18 protein-coding genes are annotated in these 18,980 nt (G+C 42.7%); 5 read left to right on the top strand and 13 right to left on the bottom strand.

What is annotated here, in order from left to right; translation table 11 throughout:
- Positions 1–8: 8 nt before the first annotated feature.
- From V7K98_RS14775 to V7K98_RS14765, 3 genes are all read right to left on the bottom strand, one after another.
- The gene (locus V7K98_RS14775) at positions 9–665 is read right to left on the bottom strand and encodes a hypothetical protein (RefSeq protein ID WP_335023012.1); all 657 of its coding nucleotides are present in this window, start codon (positions 663–665) and stop codon (positions 9–11) included.
- Between the two features lie 440 nt (positions 666–1,105).
- Entirely contained in the window at positions 1,106–4,360 is a 3,255-nt protein-coding gene (locus V7K98_RS14770) for an efflux RND transporter permease subunit (protein ID WP_335023010.1), read from the bottom strand.
- Positions 4,361–4,422: 62 nt separating this feature from the next.
- On the bottom strand, positions 4,423–5,973 hold the full coding sequence (locus V7K98_RS14765) for an efflux RND transporter periplasmic adaptor subunit (RefSeq protein WP_335023008.1): 1,551 nt from the start codon (positions 5,971–5,973) through the stop codon (positions 4,423–4,425).
- A 680-nt stretch (positions 5,974–6,653) separates the two neighbouring features.
- Here V7K98_RS14765 and V7K98_RS14760 point away from each other — a divergent pair.
- Together V7K98_RS14760 and V7K98_RS14755 are read left to right on the top strand one after the other, a co-directional pair.
- Complete coding sequence (locus tag V7K98_RS14760) at positions 6,654–7,196, top strand: phycobiliprotein lyase (protein ID WP_335023006.1); 543 nt, start codon at positions 6,654–6,656, stop codon at positions 7,194–7,196.
- Between the two features lie 268 nt (positions 7,197–7,464).
- Positions 7,465–7,815: an RNA recognition motif domain-containing protein gene (locus V7K98_RS14755; RefSeq protein ID WP_335023004.1), complete on the top strand. Its 351-nt coding sequence runs from the start codon at positions 7,465–7,467 to the stop codon at positions 7,813–7,815.
- 81 nt (positions 7,816–7,896) lie between these two features.
- Here V7K98_RS14755 and phnE read toward each other — a convergent pair whose 3' ends face one another.
- The 4 genes from phnE to V7K98_RS14735 form a co-directional block, all read right to left on the bottom strand.
- Positions 7,897–8,691, bottom strand: a complete 795-nt coding sequence (gene phnE, locus V7K98_RS14750; protein ID WP_335023002.1) for a phosphonate ABC transporter, permease protein PhnE — start codon at positions 8,689–8,691, stop codon at positions 7,897–7,899.
- 226 nt (positions 8,692–8,917) lie between these two features.
- Complete coding sequence (locus V7K98_RS14745) at positions 8,918–9,652, bottom strand: phosphonate ABC transporter ATP-binding protein (RefSeq protein WP_335023000.1); 735 nt, start codon at positions 9,650–9,652, stop codon at positions 8,918–8,920.
- Positions 9,653–9,708: 56 nt separating this feature from the next.
- Positions 9,709–10,683: a phosphate/phosphite/phosphonate ABC transporter substrate-binding protein gene (locus V7K98_RS14740; protein ID WP_335022998.1), complete on the bottom strand. Its 975-nt coding sequence runs from the start codon at positions 10,681–10,683 to the stop codon at positions 9,709–9,711.
- 152 nt (positions 10,684–10,835) lie between these two features.
- Positions 10,836–12,143, bottom strand: coding sequence for a Rid family detoxifying hydrolase (locus V7K98_RS14735; protein WP_335022996.1), 1,308 nt, complete (start codon positions 12,141–12,143; stop codon positions 10,836–10,838).
- A 216-nt stretch (positions 12,144–12,359) separates the two neighbouring features.
- Here V7K98_RS14735 and V7K98_RS14730 point away from each other — a divergent pair, with 216 nt between their 5' ends.
- On the top strand, positions 12,360–12,671 hold the full coding sequence (locus tag V7K98_RS14730) for a hypothetical protein (RefSeq protein ID WP_335022994.1): 312 nt from the start codon (positions 12,360–12,362) through the stop codon (positions 12,669–12,671).
- Between the two features lie 57 nt (positions 12,672–12,728).
- Here V7K98_RS14730 and V7K98_RS14725 read toward each other — a convergent pair whose 3' ends face one another.
- Together V7K98_RS14725 and V7K98_RS14720 are read right to left on the bottom strand one after the other, a co-directional pair.
- A complete protein-coding gene (locus V7K98_RS14725; RefSeq protein ID WP_335022992.1) occupies positions 12,729–13,160 on the bottom strand; it encodes an NUDIX hydrolase in 432 nt (143 codons plus the stop codon).
- A 13-nt stretch (positions 13,161–13,173) separates the two neighbouring features.
- Complete coding sequence (locus tag V7K98_RS14720; RefSeq protein ID WP_335022990.1) at positions 13,174–13,341, bottom strand: hypothetical protein; 168 nt, start codon at positions 13,339–13,341, stop codon at positions 13,174–13,176.
- Positions 13,342–13,355: 14 nt separating this feature from the next.
- Between V7K98_RS14720 and malQ the strand changes: the two genes are divergently transcribed.
- Complete coding sequence (gene malQ / locus V7K98_RS14715; protein WP_335022988.1) at positions 13,356–14,864, top strand: 4-alpha-glucanotransferase; 1,509 nt, start codon at positions 13,356–13,358, stop codon at positions 14,862–14,864.
- 119 nt (positions 14,865–14,983) lie between these two features.
- Here the strand turns inward: malQ and V7K98_RS14710 are convergent, their stop codons facing one another.
- Both V7K98_RS14710 and V7K98_RS14705 read right to left on the bottom strand, forming a co-directional pair.
- Positions 14,984–15,796, bottom strand: a complete 813-nt coding sequence (locus V7K98_RS14710; protein ID WP_335022986.1) for a helix-turn-helix domain-containing protein — start codon at positions 15,794–15,796, stop codon at positions 14,984–14,986.
- Entirely contained in the window at positions 15,768–16,583 is an 816-nt protein-coding gene (locus V7K98_RS14705; RefSeq protein WP_335022984.1) for a pseudouridine synthase, read from the bottom strand. Before V7K98_RS14705 ends, V7K98_RS14710 begins: the two co-directional genes overlap by 29 nt.
- Positions 16,584–16,841: 258 nt before the next feature.
- Between V7K98_RS14705 and V7K98_RS14700 the strand changes: the two genes are divergently transcribed.
- Positions 16,842–17,555, top strand: coding sequence for an LmeA family phospholipid-binding protein (locus tag V7K98_RS14700; RefSeq protein WP_335022982.1), 714 nt, complete (start codon positions 16,842–16,844; stop codon positions 17,553–17,555).
- A gap of 388 nt (positions 17,556–17,943) precedes the next feature.
- On the opposite strand, the gene V7K98_RS14695 is transcribed toward V7K98_RS14700, so the two are convergent.
- Both V7K98_RS14695 and V7K98_RS14690 read right to left on the bottom strand, forming a co-directional pair.
- Positions 17,944–18,825, bottom strand: a complete 882-nt coding sequence (locus V7K98_RS14695; RefSeq protein WP_335023430.1) for a phosphatidate cytidylyltransferase — start codon at positions 18,823–18,825, stop codon at positions 17,944–17,946.
- A gap of 7 nt (positions 18,826–18,832) precedes the next feature.
- A complete protein-coding gene (locus V7K98_RS14690; RefSeq protein ID WP_335022980.1) occupies positions 18,833–18,955 on the bottom strand; it encodes a hypothetical protein in 123 nt (40 codons plus the stop codon).
- Positions 18,956–18,980: the final 25 nt, after the last annotated feature.

The following is an 18,980-nucleotide window of genomic DNA, read 5'->3' as shown; positions in this document are numbered from 1 at the left end:
ACCAGTCCCTAATAACCAAGCGATCGCTTTAATTTTAAAGCTACGCCTAAAGCAGCAAAGGCTACTACACCCAAAACGTTAGTTGACTCAGGAATGGCGGTGTAATAAGCAGCGACTCTAATAGGCCCATCTTTATCTGCTTTATTTGATGGCACTGGTGGAATGATTCCAGCGCCTGGTGCTAGATTTGGTAGGGTAGCGAAGGGATTGTAAAACAGGCTTCCGTTTGGAATTACGCCACCACTAAAAGTAATAGTACTGCCACTGATTGTAATGTCTGTAAAAATATCCTTTAGATTGGGGTTATTGGAATAACCAATCTTTCCATCTCCATTAACATCTCCCCACTCCACAGGCTCATTATTATATGCTGGAGTAGAATCAGCATTACTATAGGACAGCGTTTTTAAATCAAAGACTAAGCTTTCTATATCGTACCCAGTGTTATTTAGAAAGTTATTAGCTACATCTGGAACACCATATTCTATTACTTGCCCTGGTTGATAATCTGTAAGAATTCTTGGGCTTTTAGTGTTGAGTATGTCTTGATCTTGAGTCGTCACAATGGATTCTACCAAGATAACGGCTTTTGCTGGTGTCAAAGACAAAAAACTAATTCCTACTGCTCCTAGAAAAGATAAGGCTATTTTGGTTACTATTGTCATATTTCTGTCCTCTTCGATATTGGTTGATAAAATGCTATGCCGGGTGGGTTAAATCAAACAGCAAAACCTCACTTTTTAACTGCTATATAATACTTGCTAGATAAATAGCGGTTAATGTGTGCTTGCTGAGTGAGTTTACATATACTCGTATGTTGATTTATAAAGCAATTCTTGTAAAGCTTTATCACAATAACTAGTAATTTCATGCAATCTTTATAAAAAAGCTCAGTTAGAACTTATATGTTGACAAATTCAGCAATATGTGCTTTGAGAAATGTGATTTATATCCTCAGTGTGCCGTCTCCCTACCTACGGTATACACAAAGTTGAAACCTCACCCTGGTTCTGCTACGCAAAACCTGTCCCTCTCCTTGGTAAGGAGAGGGATTAAAGTCAAGGCAGGGTGAGGTTTTTGTTTTGGTTAATTCGATATCAAGAATTCAAATCCATTTTTTCGTAAATCCACGCAACCTGTTTAACACTGGCTTCGCCCAATTTCCACCCATCAAATCGTGCAGCAGAGTATAAAAACAGGGGATGATAAACAGCGTCAGCACTGTTGCTAAAGACAAACCCGAAAACACTACTACACCTAATGGTTGCAAAAATTCTGAGCCTTCCCCAATTCCTAACGCTAGGGGGAACATACCTAAAACAGTGGTAATAGTTGTCATTAACACTGGTCGTAGGCGTTGAGGTGCAGCTTTCAAAATGGCAGTTTTCCGATCAACCTTTTCTCGTTCCAGAATTTGATTCGCCAATTCCACCATAATGATGGCGTTATTGACCACAATACCCACCAGCAAAACTGCACCGACAATCACTGTCGCCCCAATTGCAGTTTTGGTGATGTAAAGCCCGAAAATCCCCCCAGCTAAGGCTAAGGGAATTGTAAACATAATTACTAGCGGGTCAATAAGGGAATTGTATTGCACCGCCATCACTACAAAGACTAGAAAGGCAGCTAATCCACCTAAAAGTTGCAATGAACTTTGCAACTGCTGATTAGATTCAGCTGCTGCACTGGGTAAAACGGTAATCCCTTCAGGTAAATCTATACTATCTAGTACCGTACTCACCTGTTCTAGGGCAGTACTGAGACTAGCTCCCTGAGTCAAGTTGCCAGCAATTAATAAAACCTGACGCTGGTTAATTCGCTGAACTTCTCCTGGTGCTTGAGCTTCGGTAATTTTGGCAACATCACTCAAGCGGACTTGCCGATTGTTATTCACAAATAAAGGCAATCTTTCCAATTGAGAAGGTACTTGTACTGATGCTTCATTCAACTTTACCCGGACATCAACTAGACGGTTGCCGCGTTGCAACTGAGTTGGTACACTTCCTTCGATCGCAGTTTGAATTGTTTGTCCTATCTGTGTAGCAGTTAGCCCCAAAGCTGAAACCCTCTCCCAGTCAGGAAGAATTTGAATTTCTGGTTGGCGAGCGTCTGCATCAGGACGAAATCTTGCTAGGGTGGCTTGGTCTTCTAAGGCTTTTAACACCTGACGACTAGCTTCTTCTAAAGCATTTTCGTCATTTCCCTGAAGGATTACGTCAACATCAGCACCACGGACAGGAGAGTTGCTGAGAACCAAACCCCGTACTTGACCGGGGGCAAGGCGGAGGCGAATTCCTGCTAAATTTAGCTTGTTCAACTCTTGGGTAACTCTTTCTACGTAAGCTTGCACATTAGTACCCGTTTTCAAGGTAATATTGCTAGAAGCTCGTAGGGCATTAGCATTAGTAGTGTTGCCAAAGAGAGAGCCACCAATTGTAGAGAAAACATATTCTGTTTCTGGCTGCTTGCGGATAATCTCATCCACCGCAACCATAACTTTTTGGTTAGTTTCTAAAGGTGTACCGGGAGGAAACTGGGCATTTAAGTTAGCTTGTCCGGTGTTGATGCGGGGGAGAATTTCTTGGGGAATTTGCGGAGCCATCCACAAACTGCCGCCGCCGAAAACGATAATAGCGATCGCTACCGTAACCAATCGCCAGCGTAATATCCCAGTTAAAAAACTGCCATAACCCCTCGTAGAAGCATCAAAACGGTTATTAAACTGCCGCAACAGCCAAAAATTGCTCAAACCACTAGAAAACTTCCATGCCAACATCCGGGAGGCGAACATCGGTACAACGGTTACAGCAATTAAAATTGAAGCGGCTACAGAAAAGGTGATGGTAAGAATTAACTCATTGAATAGTAATGCGATAAAACCACCAATGAGCAAAAATGGCAACACCGCTACCAAGTTCGTACTAGTGGAAGCAACCAAAGCTGATTCTACTTCTTGGCTACTTTTTTCTGCTTGAGAAATTAGTTCTTGGGAATTTAGGCGGCTTTTATTATCCTTACCGGGAGTCATCCCAGCACCCTCGGCAATGTTCTCCAACATGACGATGGAGTTATCTACCACAATACCTACACCCAGCGCCAAACCACCCAAACTAAAAACGTTGATAGATAAGCCAAAAAGCCCCATCAAGATGATGGCAGCTAGGGTTGCTAAGGGGATGGCGAGAACGATGATGAAAGTTTGTCGTAGAGAACCGAGAAATAACAGAACTGCGATCGCTGCTAGTGCAGTACCGATCAATCCAGAACTGGTAACATTCGAGATCGAGTTACGAATAAACCGCGACTCATCCAAGGTTGGTGTCAGAACTGTCCCTTTGGAAATTACCCCAGATTGCCGGAGTTCTTCCAAGCGTTTTTTCACACCCTCGACAACGTTGATGGTATTAGCATCCGGCTGCTTTTGAATACTGACTTTTACAGCTTCTTCCCCGTTGAGGAGGACGTATACCCGTTGTTGTTCTGAGCCATCAATGACTTCGGCGAAGTCGCGCAAATAGACGCGGCGGTTGGGTGTAGAGGAGGTGGGGGGAGATGAGGAAGTGGAGGTAGTCGAGGAAGCAGGGGAAGAGACTTCAAAAGAAAGATTATTGATTTCATTGGCATTTTGGAATCGCCCGACTGTACGGGTTAATGGTTCAGCATTCTGCCCTAAAAGCCGACCGCCAGAGATATCTAGGTTCCGATCTCTGAGTTCATCTAAGATATCGGTCAAACCTACACCTACAGCTTGCAAGCGATCCAAATCAATATTGACCCTAACTTCTTCTAGAACTCCGCCCGATATGTCTACCCCTGCGACTCCGGGTACAACACCCAGTTCGCGGGCTAATTCTTCTTCAGCAAAAACCCGCAAATCCACGCCTTCTAAGGAGGGTGAAGTTAATGCCAATTCGTAAACAGGTAGCTGGGAAGGATCAACTTTAAATAAGCGTGGTTCTTCGATGGTTTCTGGTAATGTGTTTCTAGCTCTGTTAAAGGCAGCCGTAGCATCATTTAAAGCTTGGTCAATATTGCCACCTGGTTGAAAATACAGATCCAAATTTATCTGTCCCTCACGAGTTTGAGAAAAAATTTGAATCACGCCCTCGGTAGCACTAAAGGCTTCTTCTAGTGGCCTTGTGACTTCATCAACTGCTACCTCTGGGGATATTCCAGGTGCTTCTATTCGCACACCAATCCGAGGATAGGTAATTGATGGTAGTAAATCCACGGGCAATTTTACGACAAAAAAGACACCCATCACGATCACTGCCAACGTCAGCATCAGTGTCCCAATATGTTGACGGATTGATATGGCACTAATACTAAATCCGCCACTTTTGTTTAGTTGTTGCATTACTATTGCTTTGCTCCAATTAAAAAGGCAAAATTAAAAATTCTCAAAGAGATTTAGAATTTTTAATTTTCTTTAGGACTTACGTCTGCTGTTTCAGAAATAATCGATAAACGTACAGCGTCTCCATCTTTTAAGGGTTGACCACTGCGAACAACATAGCGTTCTCCCGATCGCAAACCAGATAAAATTTCCACTTTGCCATCGGCTCTTTTTCCTAATGTCACAGCACGGGCTGCCACTTTAACTTTGCCGTCTGTTTCTTTGACCACAAATAGCGTCCCAGCAGGGTTTTCTGCCTCGGCGGTATTAACTGCATTGGCCGGGGAAGATGACTTACCTATACTCTTGGAGTTGTTGCTCCCTGCTTGTTTCTGAATAGCTGTTTGCGGTACAACTACGCGCTGTTGAGTCTGGTTTTCAAAGTTGACTCGCGCCAGCAGTCCACTGCCAATTTTGCCTTGTGCGTTAGGAATCACTACCTCTACAGGTATCAAACGAGCGATCGCATCCGCAGCTGGAGAAATGCGCGTAACTCTCCCAATTAATGTTTCCTTGGGAAAGGCATCTAAACGAACTTCTACAGATTGTCCAAGCTGAATTTGTGCTAGTTCTAATTCGGAAACTTGCACAACGACTTTGACACGGTTAAAATCGCCAATTTTTACGACTTCATTACCTGCTTGCAGAAGATTGCCCGGTTCTGTCGCTTTTTCTGTAACTACGCCAGTAATGGGAGATGTCAGCCGCGCGTAAGACCTGCGTTCTTTGGTTTGGGCAACCAATGCCTGCTGCGCCAAGACTCTACCTTCGGCGGCGGCGACGGCTTGCTGTTCTGTACGGACTTGCTCTTGGGCAGCCCGCAGTGCTTGGGCTGCTGTTTTTGCCTGGGTACGTGATTGCTGGGCAGTTTGTTCAGCGATCGCTCCGGCTTTGAATAAATTCTGTTGCCGTTCTGAGTCTGCCTGAGCTTGCACAACCTCCAACCGCGCCCGTTCAACGTCAGCACGGGCATTACTTACCTGATTGTTTGCCCTAGCTACTTCTGATTTTAGGGCTGCTAATTCTGCTTCTGCTTGCTTTAATTGGGTCGAAAGTATGGCATCATCTAACTGCCCGACGTTTTGCCCAAGCTTTACTGTATCGCCCACATCCAGATTCAAAGCCAACAAGCGGCCTTCTACTTGCGATCGCAGTGATACAATACGGAATGGTGTTGTATTACCTGTATATTCTGGTTGTTTTTGTAGCAAGTCAGTTCTAGCGATCGCCACATCTACAGGCGTTGTACTACTACGTTCCCGATTACCAGGACTCTGAGATTGTGCATCTGCTGATTCTTTGGGCGACGAGCCACAACTCGCTGTCAGCAGTCCAATAGCTACCAAACAGGACATTAATAAACTTCTTACATAAGTGGAGCAAAGGAAGTAATTTTTCCCTTTCCCTTTTCTACCTGTTGAACAAATACTGTTTGCAAGAAGTCTACTCTTGAAATCTGCGGTAGGCACCTCAGTTTTCACAACTGCATCTAACTGGCTATTAATTAGTTGGTTAGCGACTACGGGATCTTTCATTTTCACCTGTTTGTGCGGCTTATTTGTGTCCAAAATCATTTGCTTTTCTCCTATTGGGGAGCTTTTGGGGTTAAACAGCCGTGTTATTACCAAGTAATTTTTAGAGATATCATTAACAAAAAACGGCGAGAATGTATAAGCTGTCTGACAGTAATTTTTGATGCCAAAAAGCACTGTTTTCCCACAAAATTCCAAAACTTCTCACCGCTCTACTTCTGACGCAGAGGTAGATAATCTTCTTGCAGCTAATAAATTATAAACTTAGTATAAATATTTTTCAGTTTTATAGAATCTACCTATAGGAGAAACCTAGTTTTTTCTAAAGATATGAAACTTTTTTGCTCTACATCATAATTTGAGCGGTATTACAACGATCGCTTTTGTTTTTATATACGACTTACGCAAAACTACACGCGGTAGGGGCAATTCATCAATTGCCCCTACTGGAAACTCAAGGTTTGGGCTATTTTTTGCGTAAGTCCTGTTATGGACTTGATTTATTCTAGTGTAGCTACTAGTATTTACTGATGCTTACTATTTTATTAAGAATATTAAAGATTTATTACTTTATTATGTCTATAATCGTAGTAGAAAACACTATTTATTCTTACCCCCTTTGCGTAATATGCCAAAAAACAAGGCGATAAGTACGTAGCAACAACCAGTAAGAATAAACTTTTTTGCCAAAAATATATTTACATAGGTGAGGAAGGTAAGGCGTGACATTTCTGTTCAAAACTGCACAAACCACTGATGAATCACAGATTTCTGAATTTTTCCAGGAATCAGCAGGTAAATGGCGATCGCAACGACGCTACTACACCCTACCGAAGGGAGAAACTAAGGAGATAGAGAGTATAGTTACAATCAATTTTCTAAAGCAGGGCTGTGATGAATTGCAAAAGCTAGCTCAGATGCATGATTTATCTGATGTAGGGAGTTTAATCTGTGGTGCAGCAGTTGTCTGGGAAAGTACTGATTTGCTCAAGACAAAGAAAGAATCGGAAGGTTCAACAATATTTGGAGTGAAGGGAAATACCTTGTACCGCGATCGCGGTTTTGCTATATCTAAACCAGTCACCGCCCAGTATTATTTCTCCAACCCGAAAACACTGTGTTTGCGAACTGAATACAACGGTTCAGTATTTGAAGAAGAGTTAAAGCTGATTGGCAGTCAATATCGCACCAGACAGACTATTATCTCTCGTGCTGGTGAGCAGTTGATGATTGGTCAATATTTAGAAAATAGAATAGAGAGTTAGTTTATCGGGTGGGTGTAGCTGACGGCTATAGCTTTACCCGCTTTGGAACTACCCATCACCTAGCTATCAACTGACAATATAACTTTTTATAACAGTTTTTCAAACTTTCCCCCAGAAAGTAAGTCGTCATGTAACAATGGGGAGTGAAATGAGAATTAATTCGGACGACAGTGTTTGATTTTAGTATTGACAGGCTTTTCCCTTTTGGTATTACAGACTTCTCTCCGAAATCTAAATCTCTACAAACTTATGATTTTGGAGACATTTAATGTCAATTTACGTTGGTAACCTCTCCTATGATGTTACACAAGATGCGCTGAGTACTGTTTTTGCAGAATATGGTTCTGTAAAGCGTGTTCAGCTACCTACTGACCGTGAAACAGGTCGTTTACGCGGCTTTGCTTTCGTGGAAATGAGTTCAGAAGACGAAGAAGCCAAAGCCATTGAAGCCCTTGATGGTGCTGAATGGCTGGGTCGTGACCTTAAAGTGAATAAGGCCAAACCCAGAGAAGACAGAGGCGGAGGTGGTTCCTTCGGTGGCGGCGGCGGTAATCGCGGCGGCGGTGGCGGCGGCTACAACCGTGGCGGCGGTGGCGGTGGCGGCGGTGGTCGCTACTAAGCTAAATAATTTAGTTTGATCTAGAAAAGGCTCAGGCATCAATGCTTGAGCCTTTTTTATGGAAAACTTGGACTTTAAATACTACATAGAATCGAGCCTATGACGTAATTGGCTACTAAAAGCATCAATGACGGTGACAACTACCAAAAGCACGAGCATCATGGTTGTTGCTTTGGTATACTCAAACCCGTCAATGTAACTTTTCAACTGAAAGCCGATACCACCGGCACCAACGACACCCAAGACAGAAGCAGCACGGATGTTGTACTCAAACATCCAAAAAGTGTAACCCAATCCCAAAGGTAGTACTTGAGGGAGAATGCCGTATTGAGCAATCTGTAGCTTCGAGGCTCCGATAACTTGCAATGATTCAAGAGAACGCGGATCAACCGCTTCAATTGCCTGTTGATAAAATTTAGCAAGGTAGCCGATGGTGTAGATTCCCAAAGCTAAAGTTCCTGCTGGTGCGCCTAACCCAGTAGCAGCAACAAAAATTAGCCCCAGAATAATTGAGGGGACAGAACGTACAGTATTTTGTAGTAAATTAGCTAGCGATCGCAACCACCCAGGCGCAACATTGCTGGCGCTAGCTACAGCAATCGGTACAGAAAGAATTGCTCCAATGGTGGTTCCCCATAAAGACATTTGTACAGTTTCAATTAGTGCCTTAACTGCAATATCTAAAACTTTCCAATCGGGAGGAAATAATCGGGTAATAAAATCGGTGATATAGGGCCAGCTAGATTGCAGCAGTTCAAAATCGAGTTTGAGTCCTCGCAAAGCCCAAGCATAAACGACAACGACAATTAATAAGATGAGTAGAGAACTCAGCCAAGGGTAGAAGCGTAAACGTTTTAATTTAAAAAAGGAACTCATACTGTATTAAATCTCATCTAGGTTGAGAAGCGTAGTCTTTGCGATTAGTCAAATTAATTACCCCCCCTTAATCCCCCCTTGGAAAGGCTACCGTGTACACACAAGTCGAATTACCCCCCTTAATCCCCCCTTGTAAAGGGGGGAAACCGGAAAATCCAGTTCCCTCCCCTTTATAAGGGGAGGGTTAGGGTGGGGTAAAACTGACGCGGTTTAATTCAAATCCCACTCAACTGGAAACTCTAGCAAATTTAGCTTGTAGGTTGTCACAAAGTCCTTGATAAACGACGCGTCCAGCATCTAAAACGATCGCTCGCCCTGCATATTTTTCTGCAATTCCCAAATCATGCAAAACTGCCACAATAGTCATACCTTGCTGAGTGTGTAACTCAGATAAAGTTTGCATGACTTGTTGGGATGCAATAACATCTAATCCAGTGATAGGTTCATCGACTAAAAGAATTTGCGGTGATTGAATTAATGTCCGGGCGATGGCTACTCTTTGTTGCTGTCCGCCACTAAGTTGACTGGTTTTTTGAAAAGCTAACTCTCCGAGTCCTAATTGATTTAGTAACTCTAGCGCTAAAATGCGATCGCGTTTAGAAAATCCCAACAGTGTTTGCCAAGTTGTCCTTTTACCAAGGCATCCGCACAAGACATTTTCTAGTGCTGATAACTGCCGAATCAATCCGCCACCTTGAAATAACATCCCAACATTATGCCGAATCTTTGGCAGTGTTCGGGAATTCATCTCAAGATTATTGATGATAATTTCTCCTTTTACTGATGGCACTAGCCCAACTAGCGATCGCAGTAAGGTAGACTTACCGGCACCGTTTAGTCCCAGCAAAACGACAAATTCACCCCGTTTAATCTGGCAATTAATCCCATTGAGAATCGGACGATTGAGAGATGCAGCGTAAGCTGTCTCTAGGTTATGACACTCAATCACATAATCATTCATAGTAATTTATTAGTTAACAGTTATTCACGATGTTTGCTGAATAACTGTTAACTGAATTATGGTTCAATGCCAGCAATTTGCAGAGCGTCACGCATAGTTGCTAGGTGACGATCGTGATTAACTCGCACTAATTCTGTGGAATTATACAAGTCGCTTAACAATTTATTATTTTCCGACTGATTTAATTTCAGTAAGGCGTTGATGATTTTTTCACGTGTTGGGGCTGGAACATCATCATCAATAGCAATACCGTGGGCAGGTACACCATTAATTTTGTGTAGAACTCGTAACTTACTCTTCTCTTCGGCGGTGATATAAGGTGGATTGAGAGCATATTCTGACACAACAGCCACATCAGCTTGACCGCGCACAACTGCTTGCAAGGCTTTGCTGTAATTGCCGCCATAAGAAACTTGACCAAAGAAATCATCTAAGCGATCGCGGTTGGGTACAAATTTTTGTTTGACCAACTCAGCGACAGGGATAATAAACCCAGAGCCAGAAGTAGGGGAAGTAAAAGCAATTTTTTTGCCCCGCAGTTGTTCTAAAGTGGCTTTAGCTGAATTTTGGGTTTTGAGGGGACTATTCTTAGGGACAACAAATGTTGAGCTATAGGTGTATCTTCCAGAATAAGTGGAACGAACTTCGGCTAGATACAAGCTGGCATTTGCTAATTGTTTTGCTTTTAAAGCCGGACGGCTACTTAAAAAAGCAACATCAGCCCGGTTTGCTCTCAAAGCTTCCACAGCAGCTGTATCATCACCAACTTGGGCGAGGACTGGAATTCCTAACTCTTTCGACAAAAAAGCTCCTACCGCATTTGCCTTATTTTGCAAGTCTGTAGAATCAGCACGACTAGGAAAAACTATTGTTAAAGTCTTCAGTCCTTGGGCAAGTAAGTGTGGCGGCTGTTGATTAGCGGTAGGATTGGCGATCGTTGCCTGTATAGCCCCTAATGTGCTGACTACTAAACCTGTAAGTACTGCAAATGCTGCGCCAGCACCCAATAAGCTCTTTTTTCTCACACTCATTTGCAACTCTCCATTAGGAAGTTTTCTAAGTTCTTTTGCTAATTAATTTTAATTAACCCCTAAAAAAGATTTATAGCTTTTAAGAACAAAAGTCAATAAGAAAGCCTAGTTTGTTTGGAGAGTTGTAGGCTTTTTTTGTGAGTGGATTGGGACTAAACGCTAATTACTGCGATCGCATCAATTTCTACTAACACATCTTTAGGTAAGCGCGATACCTGAACACAAGCCCGCGCTGGGGCTGTATCTTCCGGGAAATATTTAGCATAAATGGCATTCACTGCCGCAAAATCATTCATATCAGCTAAAAATACAGTGGTCTTCACCACATCTTGAAAAGTTGCTCCGGCTGCTGTGAGGATGGCTTCAAGATTAGCTAATACCTGCTCAGTTTGCTTTTTGACATCATCAGTGTAGACGACATCACCAAGGCGGGGATCGATGGCAATTTGTCCAGCAATGAATAGAAATTGACCTGAAGCTGCGATCGCTTGATTATAAGGGCCAACTGGTGCGGGTGCGTTATCAGTATTTATTACTTTACGGGTCATAGATATTACTTTCTCTAACGATGTTTCCTGTTTACCGATTTCTGCTTCAGCTGCGATCGGTTTGTAGATTTCTCCATCTGGCATTATCGCATCAGTCAGGTCTGCATCTTTAAAAGTTGCCCCATAGATATTTGCCCCAGTTAAATCAGCCCTTATCAAATTTGCTCCATCTAAATTTGCTTTGATTAAATTTGCCCATCGCAGATTGGCTTTTTCTAAATTCGCTCCTTGGAGAAATGCTTTTGTAAGGTTTGTACTTTGAAGAGATGCTGCGGTAAAATTTATATCAGCCAAATTCATGCCTGAGAGATCAACTTTGTACAGATTTGCTCTGTGAAATACACTTCCTTGGAGTTTGGCACTTTTCAATATTGCCTCAGTTAAGTTTGCCAGAGTAAAGTTTGATCCAATTAAGTACGCCTGACTCAAATCTGCCTTAGTTAGATCAGCTTTACTGAGATTAGCTTTAGCTAAAGAAGCGGCAGTCAGGTCTGCACTACTAAAATTTGCTCCACATAAATTTGCTGTATCTAAGTTTACGTAAATTAATTTTGCACTATTTAGATTTATATCTGTCAGGTTTGCCTGTTCTAAGTTTGCATAATTCAAATTTGCGCTATTCAGAGTTGACCGACTTAAGTCAGCACCATTGAGGTCTGTCCAAGCAAAAATTGCTGAAGAAGCACTTACAGAATTTAACTTTGCATCTGCTAGAGACGCTTTAGTGAGAGTTGTACTATTAAGCTTCGCTTTGGTTAGGTTTGCCCCACTTAAATCAACTCCAGTCAAATTTGCACTAGTTAAGTCTATCTCACTGAGTTCTGCACCTTTGAGATTTTCTTGACTCAAATTTACTGAATGAAATTTCCGTTCCCCTGCTGCGTATTTCTCTAAAAGTTCCTCAGCATCCATAATGCACCATTAAATACCACTGACACAGTATAATCACAAAAACTTTGTGTTAGGTATTCCTCTCTTTTCTTCCTCCGCGCCCTTTGCGCCTCTGCGGTTCGTCCCTCTTACCCCAACCTTGGACGTATCCCATAATGCCATCAGATCAGCATCTAGATCGCATTCGTATAATACTCTTACGACAAACTGCAAAACATCATTTATGAATAAACCAGAATGAATATTAAAGAAATACTCCTCCAAGAAATTGAATCATCCTCAGATGTTCTACTAGCCGAAACGCTAGATTTTTTGCGTTTTCTCAAAACAAAACCAAGAACCGAGCAAACATCTCTTGATGTTCTATCAACGGAAAAAAATGATGATACTTCCAATCATCAAACGAAACCGGAAATACGAGAAGCAACACCAATTCTTAGAGGCTCTAAAGCAGAAGACTTGCTAAAATTTGCCGGAACCTGGCAAGGAGATGATTTTGAAGAGTGCTTGCAACTAGTTTACGAAACCCGTTCTCAGGCTGAATTTTAGTGATATTCCTCTCCCCTCTTCTCTCCGCGCCCTCTGCGCCTCTGCGGTTCGTCCCTCTTACCCCAACCTCGGACGTATCCCATAATGCCGATATCGCCAATAATCGCGCAGAATGCGATCGTGGTCAAAACATAAATTACCAGGCACACACCAATACTCAAAAATGCCTACACCCTTGGCATCATCCCCAGCCACAGGTTCCCCCGTAGCCGTCGCTAAAAACACAATGCTAATCGTATGCTGACGGCGATCGCGATTAGGGTCAGAATACACCAGTAATTGTTCAACCAACTCCACCTGCAAACCCGTTTCCTCCTCAGCTTCTCGCCGCGCCGCCACTTCCACGGCTTCCCCATAATCTACAAACCCACCAGGAATAGCCCAACCAAGAGGAAGATTATGTCTTTCAATTAACACTATTGGCCGATGAGGTCGATCTACTAGTTCAATGATGATATCAACTGTTGGTGCAGGATTTCGGTAAGACATGGAATTTTGGATTTTAGATTTTAGATTTTGGATTAATTAGGAATTGGGAATTGGGCATGGGGCATGGGGCATTGGTTATTCTCTTTGTCTCCCTCATCTCCCTGATCTCCCACTCACTACTAACATCAGCTTTCAAAGCTAAACGTAGCATGATAGATTCGATGCGATCGCTCCCTCTCATAATTCAGGTTAATTATGCCTTTTCCTAGATCCAGTGGTATTTTGCTGCATCCTACATCCTTTCCCAGTCGATTTGGCGTTGGAGATTTAGGCTTAGAAGCCTATCGCTTTATTGATTTTCTCAAAGAGACTTATCAACAATACTGGCAAGTTTTACCCCTTGGCCCCACTGGATACGGTAATTCGCCGTATATGTGCTACTCGGCGATGGCGGGAAATCCTCTACTAATCAGCCCAGAAAAACTGCGAGACGAGGGTTTGCTAACAGAAGAAGACTTCGCCAATTTACCAGGATTTCCGGTAGAAAAAGTAGACTTTGACCAAGTTGTGCCGATTAAGATTGGGCTGCTGAAAAAAGCCTGTGAAAACTTCAAAACCAATGCTACGCCCATCCAAAAAAATGAGTTTGCAGGTTTTTGTGACAGCAAAGGCTACTGGCTAAATAATTACGCCTTATTTATGGCGTTGAAAGATGCCCATAATGGTGCAAGCTGGCATACATGGGAGACAGAATTTGTCAAGCGTGAACCAGAAGCATTAGCTGAGGTAGAAAGTCGGCTCAACGGAGATATCTTCTATTACAAGTTCGTCCAATTTGAGTTTTTCCGGCAATGGTCAGAGCTAAAAAGCTACGCTAACATGCGTGGTATTGATATTATCGGCGATATCCCGATTTATGTATCTCACGATAGTGCTGACGTGTGGGCACATCCCGACATCTTTTGTTTAGACGAAGAAACTGGAGAACCTGCTCAAATGGCAGGAGTCCCACCAGATTACTTTAGCGCCACCGGTCAATTGTGGGGCAACCCGGTTTATAACTGGGAAGAATTGCAAAAACAAGACTTTAAATGGTGGGTGCAACGCTTTGAAGCAATGCTGGATTATGTAGATATAATTCGCATTGACCACTTCCGAGGCTTCGAGGCTTATTGGTCAGTACCCAAAGGCGAAGAAACTGCCATGAATGGCGAATGGGTGGAAGCACCTGGAGACGCTTTTTTTGAAGCAATTAGACAAAAATTAGGTAAGCTACCTGTCTTGGCAGAAGATTTGGGAGTGATTACACCAGAAGTAGAAGCGCTACGAGACAAGTATGAATTTCCTGGAATGAAGGTTTTGCAGTTTGCCTTTGGTTCCGATCCCGGTAATCCATTCTTACCATTCAATTACCCGCGAAATGCTGTTGTTTATACAGGGACTCATGATAATGACACAACTTTAGGCTGGTTCAATTCAGCTAATGACTATGAAAAGCAAAACTTGTTGCTTTATTTAGGTTCTATTAGTCCTGAAGGCATCCACTGGGATTTGATTCGCCTAGCTTTGAGTTCGATCGCCAACCAAGCGATTATTCCCTTGCAAGATGTTTTGGGATTAGGAAACGAAGCGCGGATGAATTTTCCCAGCATTGCCGAGGGTAACTGGGGCTGGCGCTATCAAACAGAAGCGTTGAGAGATGAATTAAGCGATCGCTTAAAAGTTCTTACCAGGCTTAATGGACGCGCCCCACAAGCCCAGTAAGGAGTAGGGGAGCAGGGGGCAGGGGACTAGGGACTGGGGACTAGACAATATTCTTCATTCTTCCCAATGCCCAATGCCCAATGCCCAATGCCCAATTCCCAATGCCCAATTCCCATATTTCAAAACTTAGGTTTTGCAGCAATCCTAACCTCTTCTTCTTTTCCAGGTTCTCCCATCTCTTTGGCTTTCTCTTGATTGACGCTCATCAACACACCACCAGCATTATCAGTTTTCACTGTCAGTTGCTCTTGAGCTTTCCAAATCCGGTGAGTTCCCTCTGGGAGAATACCTTCAAACTCGGTTTTGCCATCGGCTACTACGCGAATCCAGGATGAGGCTTTCAAAGTGACACCAATTTGTACAACCTGTCCCTGTTGTCCACCGCTAGGGGGATCGCTGACAGGTTGAACTTTTAGTGAATCTTTTGGTTGGATTGGTTCTGGTTTTACAATGGACTTTTGATTTAGTGGTTGGTTTTCGCTATTACTTGCTTGTAGTACCGCGTTATTTAATAGCTGAGATAAGCCATTTACAGAGCATACAATTAGCAATATGTAAAGAAAGTAAAGATGAATCGGACGTAGTTGATTAATCGCTGAAGTGTTCCCCATCCCTTGGGGGTTTACTTGTGCAGAACTGATCGGAAAAGTGCCGGAAAATTCTACTCCATTCAAGCCTAATGCATCGGCAAATTGCCTGATTAAACCCTGAATATAGACTGGTTCAGGCAGATCGTTTAAATTACCTTCTTCGATCGCCTGTAATAATCGCTGGGGAATTCTGGTTAATACAACCACTTGCTCTAGAGATAGTCCCTGTTCTTGACGCAACGCCCAGAGTTGAGCGCCCAATTCTGCTAACTTTTCGGTTCGTTGTTGCTCTAATGAAAGTGATGGCTGGTGATTATTCTTCTTCTTTCTTAGCCATTTCATGCCTACTGACACTCCTTAACTCCGCTGAATCTTTAATAGGTTGCGTTATCTGATCTTGCAAAAAGCGAATCTCACGATCATTGAGGGAACGATATTTACCCTCTGACAATAAGGGTTGTTTTGGAGTTTGTAATTGAATAGGGCCGATAGCAGTTCGATGCAGCTTGATTACTGGGTATCCTAACTGTTGAGCTATCCGGCGAATTTGGCGATTTCTTCCCTCCTGCAACACTATTTCTAAAAAGCTTTGCTCGGCACGATATTCTATTAGGTGTACCTTAGCGGCTCTGGTTTTCCTCCCCTCTAACATCACACCCTCACGCCACATTTGTAGTACTGCTTCTGGGGGATGTCCTTTGACCAAAACACGATATGTCTTGGAAATGCTGTGACGGGGATGGGTTAATCCAAATGTCAGATTTCCGTCATTTGTCAGGATTAATGCTCCCGTAGAGTCTGCATCTAAACGCCCAACTGGGTGAATACCTGAACCCTCCCGTAATTCTTTCGGTAGTAAATCCAGGACTGTTGTTTTTCGATGAGGATCGTAGCAAGTCGAAACTACTCCCGCAGGTTTGTGCAGCAATAGATATATTAAAGCCGGACGCTGCTTTTCTGATACAGTTTTTCCATCAATTGCGATCGCATCTTTTTGGGGATCAACTTTTTGACCTAAATGTGCCAATACCCCATTGATTTGTACCCGTGAGTGCCTAATCATTTCTTCCGCTTCCCGACGTGAGGCGATGCCCCATTGAGCGAGAATTTTTTGTACCCTTTCCTCCATCTGGAATTGCTTATTTACTGTTAACAATTAAATGATATTTGCATTTTGTAGCGAGTAGGCATAAATGTTACATTTAAGACTTGTTTAATTTCTTAAAACAGAATTCAGGAGTCAGGAGTCAGAATTCAGAATTCAGCAATGTTTTCTGTGCTGCTGGCTGATAGCATCGGTAGCGAGTCCAGCAACGCCTTGATTCTGACTCCTCAATTCTTTTTCAAGTTCGCTTGTTGAGCAAATACTCATAAACAGATTGGTTAGATGCCAGAGCAATATTCCCAAACGACAAGTGCCAATAAAATCCGCATAATTACGCAGGTACTCACAAAAGCCCTTAAGCTCTGGTTAAGAACGCAGGTGAGCCAAATATCAGAATTAGAAGTGGAGATTAAAGCCAGCGATCGCCAACTTCTCTCTGGACGTATCCCCTTGGTATCTATTTTTGCTACTCATGCAGTTTATCAAGGTCTCCTGATTACACAACTTCAATTAACGGCAGAAAATATTCAGATAAACATTGGTTCCATACTTAAGGGTAAGCCTTTAAAATTGTTAGAAACAGTACCCGTGTTTGGCGATTTGATCGTAGACGAGAAGGATCTGAATGCTTCTCTCTCATCTGACTTATTATCGACTGCTTTGAGCGATTTACTGGTTAAGGTTTTACCAACATATTTCCCAAAGTCACAACCAATTAATTGGCAAGAAATTATCCTTGATAACAATCAAATTATACTGCGAGGTACGAAAGTAACCAATAGTGAAATAACACCTCTAGAGATTTGTTTGAGCTTAAATTTACTCAGTGGGCATGAGTTGCAAGTAGCACATATAAAAATCAAACCCGAACAAGCAGACATATTAGAGGGCGATCGCCAGTACAATTTGGATCTGGGCTCAGATGTCGATATCCAAGAACTAACGCTGATCCCAGGTAAGCTAGTGTGTCGAGGGCGGATTAACGTTAATCCTTGATGATGAAAAATAAAAAATATTAATATTTTAGGATTTGGGCATTGACAGGAAAGACCAAGTATGAATGATTTGAAAACCAGATCCGTCGTAGGGGCAATTCATGAATTGCCCCTATGACGCGGGTATATTTACCATCAATTAATGATTAATAAAAACCTGAAACAACGTATATACGTTGTTTCACTACATGATTATTTTGTACAGTGCGTAAGTCCTATATTTTCTTTGCGCTCCCTGGGCCTCTACGGTTTAAAAGTGATTTATTGAACCACAGAGGCGCAGAGAACACAGAGAAAAGAGTAATTATTATCCAAAAAACCAGCGCTAGACCTTTGGTATAGGCGCTCTCAATGGGATAAAGTGTGTATTTAACTCAAAGTCTGAAGCTCTATAGTAGCGGCAATAGTAGTGTCACAAAATAATAAACCAAAGGTGCGGTGAAAATATAACTATCAGTACGGTCTAAAATACCACCATGACCGGGAATTAATTGTCCAGAATCTTTAACTCCAGCATCCCGCTTCAGCATAGACTCGGTAAGATCCCCTAAAAGACTAGCAATGCCAATCAGTAAACCCAATGCTAAACCAGTGAAGAGGGATCTAGGCAAGTGGAGATAATAGGCTCCTGCGATCGCTACAGCAACACTTGAAGCAATGCCAAATACAGCACCTTCTACAGTTTTCTTCGGACTAATCTCAGACAGACGGGTTTTCCCAAAGAATTTGCCAATGGTGTAAGCGCCAATATCGGCTGCCCAAATACACAAAAAAGTCAGCATTGTTGCTGTAAAACCTTGTGGCAAAGAGGCAGAACTTGCTTTTTCCCAGAACTCCATCCACGTTGTAGGCCAGTAACCTCCTAAAGGGAGATTGCTGAAAATGGCACTATCAATTGCTCGTAATCTTACCCAGTAACTCGGTAAATAACCTACGTAAAATAGCCCCATTATAGAAGCGGAAACGTCAGCGATCGTGGCAAATTTGGGTTGAAACAGCAGGTAAAAACAAATAAATGTACCAGCTAAGGGCATCACAGCGTCAGCCAAACTGCCATCAATGGTACAAATTACTAGCAAAACTAGGCTGACAGCCATAGTGGTTTTAGCGGCGGGATCGATGCCTCTGGCTCGCACCAAATTAAAATATTCCTGTTGACCCAAAAAGATGACAACCGCAAAGGTGATGGTAAAGTACCAACCCCCCAAAAGGGTAACAGAAAGAGCAAGAGCGATCGCAATAATTCCACTAATAATCCGAGACCAAGGCATAGAAGTATTAAATATTGGGCATTGGGCATTGGGCATTGGGCATTGGGCATTGGGCATTGGGCATTGGGCATTGGGCACTTGTACTTAGCGGAGCCGTTGGCGCAGTCTCTTGTAGAGAAGTATTGGGCACTGGGAATTAGGCATTCATTCATTCA

The sequence above is a fragment of the Nostoc sp. genome (assembly GCF_036917435.1).
Classification (GTDB): Bacteria; Cyanobacteriota; Cyanobacteriia; order Cyanobacteriales; family Nostocaceae; genus Nostoc.
Note: the sequence above shows the minus strand (reverse complement) of the source record. Positions and strands in the feature narration are given on the sequence as shown.